We start from the raw sequence: 4,830 nt of genomic DNA, 5'->3' as shown, positions 1-4,830 counted from the left end.
GCGGCCCGCCCCCCCGGACCCCGCCCCCCCCCCGCCCCCCCCCCGGCACGGGCGCAGCCGCGGGCGGGGCCGAGGGGCCCTGCTTCCCGTACCGCAGGGTGACGGTGACCTCGTACTCCATGCCCTGCGGGGCGACGGTGTACGGCCCCAGCACCACGTGCCAGGTGCCCGGCCGCACCGGGCCGGGCAGATACCCCGGCGTCGCGCGCTCGGCGCTGATGGTGAACTCCGCGCGGAAGCCGCCGGACCAGCCGCGGAAGCCCCGTCCGCCCGCGGCCGTGCCGCGCTCGTCGAAGATCCCGATGTCCAGGGCGTTGCCCGGTGTGCCGGAGGGCACGGACGGTTTGTCGTACGAGTAGGAGACGGCCAGCTCCCGCACCCCGTCCGGGACCTCCACGGGCAGGTGGACGAAGTCCGGTGCGCCGTTGGGCAGGCGGCCGCGGACCGTTCTGCTCTCCTCGCCGCCCATCCCCCTTCCCGCGCGCTCCTCCGCGTGCGCGAAGCTCACGCCCTGGAGTGTGAGCGCACTCGCCGCTCCCGCGGCGGCGGACAGCCTCAGTACCTCGCGCCGGTCCATGCGGGCCCCCGCCCTGTCGCCTCCGATGTGGTGCCGATCACTTTTCCATGAGCGGGTGACGGACGGGAGAAGACCTGTGGACAACCCGTCCGACACCGCGTGACGGCGGGTGCGGCGGGCGGAGGGAACACCCCTGCCCGCCTGCCGGCCGGTGCCGGAGGCACTCGTATGCTCGTTTCCATGACTTCGTCGAGCGGGCAGGCAGCACCCACCGCCAACGCCATGCGGCGCGCCCTGCGGCGGGCCCGGGACGGGGTCGCGCTGGACGCGGCCGAGGCCGCCGTGCTGCTCCGGGCACGCGGGGAGGACCTGGCCGGTCTGACGGCCTCGGCCGCCCGCGTACGGGACGCCGGCCTGGATGCGGCCGGCCGCCCCGGCGTGATCACCTACTCGCGCAAGGTCTTCATCCCGCTCACCCGGCTGTGCCGGGACCGCTGCCACTACTGCACCTTCGTCACCGTGCCGGGGAAGCTGCGCCGCGAGGGGCACGGCCCCTACCTCTCCCCGGACGAGGTGCTGGACATCGCCCGCCGGGGCGCGGCGACGGGCTGCAAGGAGGCGCTGTTCACCCTTGGCGACCGGCCCGAGGACCGCTGGCCCGAGGCCCGCGAGTGGCTGGACGCGCACGGCTACGACGACACCCTCGCCTATGTGCGCGCCATGGCCATCAGGGTGCTGGAGGAGACGGGTCTGCTGCCGCACCTCAACCCCGGGGTGCTGACGTGGACGGACTTCCAGCGCCTCAAGCCCGTCGCCCCCTCGATGGGCATGATGCTGGAGACCACCGCCACCCGGCTGTGGTCCGAGCCCGGCGGTCCCCACCACGGCTCGCCCGACAAGGACCCGGCCGTCCGGCTGCGGGTACTGGAGGACGCGGGACGCTCGTCCGTTCCCTTCACCACCGGCATCCTCATCGGAATCGGCGAGACGTACGCCGAGCGCGCCGAGTCGCTGTTCGCCGTCCGCCGCGTCCAGCGGGCGTACCAGGGCGTCCAGGAAGTCATCGTGCAGAACTTCCGGGCCAAGCCGGGCACCGCCATGGGCGGCATGCCCGACGCCGAACTGGAGGAACTGGCCGCCGCCGTGGCCGTCGCCCGCCACGTCCTCGGCCCCGCCGCACGCATCCAGGCCCCGCCGAACCTGGTGGGTGGGGAGTACGCGCTGCTGATCGGCGCCGGGATCGACGACTGGGGCGGCGTCTCCCCGCTCACCCCCGACCACGTCAACCCCGAACGTCCCTGGCCCCAGATCGACGAACTCGCCGACCGCACCCGCGCCGCCGGCTTCGAACTGCGCGAACGCCTCACCGTCTACCCGGAGTTCGTCCGCCGCGGCGAGCCCTGGCTCGACCCGAGGCTGCTGCCCCACGTCACCGCCCTGGCCGACCCGGACACGGGTCTGGCCCGCGAGGACGCCACCGTCACCGGCCGTCCCTGGCAGGAGCCCGACGAGGCCTTCACCGCCACCTCCGCCGGCCGCACCGACCTGCACCGCACCATCGACACCGCCGGCCGCACCGCCGACCGCCGCGCGGACTTCGACGAGGTGTACGGCGACTGGGAGGCGCTGCGCGAGAGCGCCGCGCCCGGCATGGCGCCCGAGCGGATCGACGCCGACGTACGCGCCGCCCTGGCCACCGCCGCCGACGACCCCACCCGCCTCACCGACGACCAGGCCCTCGCGCTGCTCCACGCCGACGGACCGGCCCTGGACGCGGTGTGCCGCGTCGCGGACGACGTGCGCCGCGACACCGTCGGCGACGAGGTGACCTACATCGTCACGCGCAACGTCAACTTCACCAACGTCTGCTACACCGGCTGCCGTTTCTGCGCCTTCGCCCAGCGCCGCACCGACGCCGACGCCTACACCCTCTCCCTGGACCAGGTCGCCGACCGGGCGGCGCAGGCGTGGGAGGTCGGCGCGGTCGAGGTCTGCATGCAGGGCGGCATCCACCCAGACCTGCCCGGCACCGCCTACTTCGACATCGCGCGGGCGGTGAAGGAGCGCGTGCCGGGCATCCACGTCCACGCCTTCTCGCCCATGGAGGTCGTCAACGGCGCCACCCGCACGGGCATGCCGGTCCGCGACTGGCTGGCGGCGGCGAAGGAGGCCGGGCTCGGCTCCATCCCCGGCACGGCCGCCGAGATCCTCGACGACGAGGTGCGCTGGATCCTCACCAAGGGCAAGCTGCCGGCCGCCACCTGGGTCGAGGTGGTCACCGCCGCGCACGAGCTGGGCCTGCCCTCGTCCTCGACGATGATGTACGGGCATGTGGACCGGCCCCGGCACTGGCTGGGCCACCTGCGGCTGCTGGCGGAGATCCAGCAGCGCACCGGCGGCTTCACCGAGTTCGTGACGCTGCCGTTCGTCCACACCAACGCCCCGGTCTACCTCGCCGGCATCGCCCGCCCCGGGCCGACGGTCCGCGACAACCGCGCGGTGACAGCCATGGCCCGCCTGCTGCTGCACCCGCACATCACCAACATCCAGACCAGCTGGGTCAAACTGGGCGCCGAGGGTGCGGCCGAGATGCTGCGCTCGGGCGCCAACGACCTGGGCGGCACGCTGATGGAGGAGACCATCTCCCGGATGGCCGGCTCCTCCTACGGCTCCTACAGATCCGTCCGGGACCTGGTCGCCATCGCCGAGGCCGCCGGACGTCCGGCCCGCCCCCGCACCACGACCTACGGCGAGGTCCCCGGCGAGCGCGTACGGGCCGCCGAGGCGTCCGGCGGGCGCCTGCCGGAGCTGCTGCCGGTGCTGGAGGACTGAGGGCCGCCGTCCCCGTCACGGATCCGGGCGCCGGCCCGGCCCGGACGGGGCGACTTCCGGCCGTCTTCCCGGGATCTCCGGCCCCCGTCCACCTCCGGGCCGCCTCCGTCCGCGCACCCTGGATTAAAGTGCGGTCCGAAACCGGCGGGGACAGGACACGGGAACGGACCGGAGCGGACGAGAGCCGAGGGGCGAACGGGAGGGGACGGCACGGTGACCTCGACACCTGGCGGTGGCATCTGGGGCCGCACCGAGCAGCAGGACTTCCGCAGCCGGGTACGCGGCTGCCTGCTCGGCGGCGCGATCGGCGACGCGCTCGGCGCGGGAGTCGAGTTCGACTCGCTCGACGCCATCAGGACCGCCCACGGCTCCCAGGGTGTGACGGACTACGTGCCCGCCTACGGGCGGCGCGGCGCCGTCACCGACGACACGCAGATGACCCTGTTCACCGTCGACGGCCTGATCCGCGCCCACGTACGGCGCGACACCGGAGCCTGGCATCCGCCGACCGACGTGCACGCCGCCTACCTGCGCTGGGCCGCCACCCAGCGCGACTGGGGGCCCGACGAGCGCCGCACCGAGGACGGCTGGCTGGCCCGCCAGGAGTGGCTGTACTCGCAGCGAGCCCCCGGCCGTGCCTGTCTGACCGGGCTGGCCGACAGCCGGATGGGCACGCTGGAGGCCCCGAAGAACCCCGACTCCAAGGGCTGCGGCACCGTCATGCGCTCCGCGCCCTTCGGGCTGCTCGTCGGCTGGGAGCCGCAACTCGTCTTCCAGCTCGCCGCCGAGTGCGCCGCCCAGACCCACGGCCACCCCACGGGATACCTGGCGGCGGCGGCCTTCGCCGTCATCGTCCACGCCGTCGCCCGGGGCGAGAGCCTGGACGCCGCGGTGCAGCGGGCCCTGGCACATCTGGCGGCCCGCCCCGGCCACGAGGAGACCACGGACGCCCTCAAGCACGCGCTCGGCGCGGTGCGCCAGGGACTGCCGGGCGCGGAGCGCGTGGAGTCGCTGGGGGAGGGCTGGACGGCGGAGGAGGCGCTGGCGATGGGTGTGTACTGCGCGCTGGTGGCCGAGGACGTGCGCCACGGCCTGCTGCTGGCGGTCAACCACGGTGGTGACTCCGATTCCACCGGCTCGGTCTGCGGCAACCTGCTGGGCGTGATGCACGGGGAGACCGCCCTGCCGCCGAACTGGGTCGCCGAACTGGAGGGACGCGCCACCATCCTGGAACTGGCCGACGACTTCGCCATGGAGATGACCCAGGGGCCCGCCCTCCACAGCCCGGCCGCCCCGGCCGGCTCACCGGGCTGGCTGACCCGCTACCCGCGCGCCTGACCGGGCCCGGGAAGCGCCGAACCCCCTCGGCCGGGACGGCGAGCCAGTCGAGAGGGCTTCGGGCGCGGGGCCGCGCCGGCCCCTGGGGGCCGGGGCGACCGCCCGGGGGGGCGCGTCGGGGCGCGAGCGGTCTGCGCCCGGCG

At 74.8% G+C, this 4,830-nt stretch carries 2 protein-coding genes and 1 pseudogene; 2 read left to right on the top strand and 1 reads right to left on the bottom strand.

Annotation, left to right across the window (positions count from 1 at the left end; genetic code table 11):
- Positions 1–577: pseudogene (locus tag AC2CJA_RS24170) on the bottom strand (CehA/McbA family metallohydrolase); the annotation flags it as partial.
- Between the two features lie 180 nt (positions 578–757).
- Between AC2CJA_RS24170 and AC2CJA_RS24165 the strand changes: the two are divergent.
- Together AC2CJA_RS24165 and AC2CJA_RS24160 are read left to right on the top strand one after the other, a co-directional pair.
- On the top strand, positions 758–3,349 hold the full coding sequence (locus tag AC2CJA_RS24165) for a bifunctional FO biosynthesis protein CofGH (protein ID WP_484604800.1): 2,592 nt from the start codon (positions 758–760) through the stop codon (positions 3,347–3,349).
- Between the two features lie 213 nt (positions 3,350–3,562).
- Entirely contained in the window at positions 3,563–4,687 is a 1,125-nt protein-coding gene (locus tag AC2CJA_RS24160) for an ADP-ribosylglycohydrolase family protein (RefSeq protein ID WP_484604799.1), read from the top strand.
- Positions 4,688–4,830: the final 143 nt, after the last annotated feature.

It is taken from the genome of Streptomyces sp. ATLC9 (assembly GCF_057196705.1).
This window is presented reverse-complemented; position numbering and strand designations above follow the sequence as displayed.

Coding starts and splice junctions, on each gene's coding strand:
- AC2CJA_RS24165 (WP_484604800.1), top strand. CDS start 758: ATGACTTCGTCGAGCGGGCAGGCAGCACCCACCGCCAACGCCATGCGG.